Annotated in this window: 1 protein-coding gene; it reads right to left on the reverse strand. The window is 75.1% G+C overall.

Going from position 1 to position 1,448, the window contains the following annotated elements; all coding sequences use genetic code 11:
• The coding region (locus tag AB0G02_RS40045) for an acyltransferase domain-containing protein (RefSeq protein ID WP_360805721.1) at positions 1–1,448 on the reverse strand (1,448 nt) is incomplete at both ends.

The raw sequence follows: 1,448 nt of genomic DNA on the forward strand, positions 1-1,448 counted from the left end.
GCCGTGACGCCCTGGAACGCCGGGCCGTAGTCGTAGCCGAGGGCGGCGAAGGTGTCGTAGAGGTGGGTCACGTCCAGCGGTTCGGCGTCCGGCGGCGGCCACGCGGTCGCCCAGTCCGGTCGCGGCGGCTCGGGGGCGTCACCGAGCGTGCCGGTGGCGTGCCGCACCCAGTCGTCGGTGCGCGAGTGCACCGCCACCGTCCGACGGCCGGTCTCGTCGGGCGGTCCGACCACCACCTGGAGCCGCACCCCGTCGTGGTCCAGGACGAGCGGTGCCTCCAGGACCAGTTCGTGCACCGCGCCCGCGCCGACCTCGGCCGCGGCACGGGCGGCGAGTTCCAGGAACGCGGTGCCGGGCAGCAGCACGGCGCCGCGCACGGCGTGGTCGGCCAACCAGGGGTGGGTGGACAGCGACACCTTGCCGGTGAGCGCGGCCCCGCCGTCGGGCAGGTCCACCACCGTGGTCAGCAGCGGGTGGTCGCCGGTCGCGGTGGTGGTGGGGCGCAGCCAGAACGGTTGCCGCTGGAACGGGTAGGCGGGCAGCGGCGCGGGCGTGACGCCGGCCGGGAACAGCGGGCGCCAGTCGACCTCGACGCCGCGCACGTGCAGTCGAGCCAGGGCCGCGCGGAACTCGTGCGGCTGGTCGCGGCGCAGCGTCCCGGTGACCAGGACGTCCGCGTGGTCGGCCGTCTCCTCGACCGCCGACGTCACCACGGGGTGCGGGCTGACCTCGACGAACACGCCGTGGCCGTGGTCGAGCAGGGTGCGGGTGGCCTGGTCGAACCGCACCGGTTCGCGCAGGTTGCGGTACCAGTAGTCGGCGTCCAGGTCGGTGGCGGGCTCGCCGGTCACCGACGAGTACAGCGGGATGGCGGCGGACCGGGGCGTGATGCCGGCCAGGTCGCGCCGGAGCCGGTCGCGGAGGGCTTCGACCTCGACCGAGTGAGCGGCGTAGTCGACCGGGAGCGCGCGGGCGCGGATGTCGTCGGCGGCGCACGCGGCCAGCAGTTCGGCCAGGTCGTGGGAGTTGCCGGAGACGACGACCGCGCCGGGTGCGTTGACCACGGCCACGGTGAGGCGACCCGGCAGGCGTTCGAGGTAGGCGGTGGCGCGCTCGGGTGACAGCGCGACGGACACCATGCCGCCGTGACCGGCCAACGACATCAACGCCCTGGCGCGCAGGGCGATGATCTTCGCGGCGTCCTCCAGCGTGAGGATGCCCGCGACGTGCGCGGCGGCGATCTCGCCCTGTGAGTGGCCGACGACCGCGTCCGGGACGACGCCGTGCGCGCGCCAGAGCCCGGCCAGCGCCACCATCACGGCGAACAGGGCGGGCTGGACCACGTCCACGCGGTCGAGCGCGTCGTCGCGCAGGACGTCGACCAGCGACCAGTCCACGTGCGGCGCCAACGCGTCGGCGCAGGCGTCGATGTGCTCCCGGAAGACGTC

Source organism: Actinosynnema sp. NPDC023658, from assembly GCF_040639995.1.
In the GTDB taxonomy this organism is placed as follows: Bacteria; Actinomycetota; Actinomycetes; order Mycobacteriales; family Pseudonocardiaceae; genus Actinosynnema.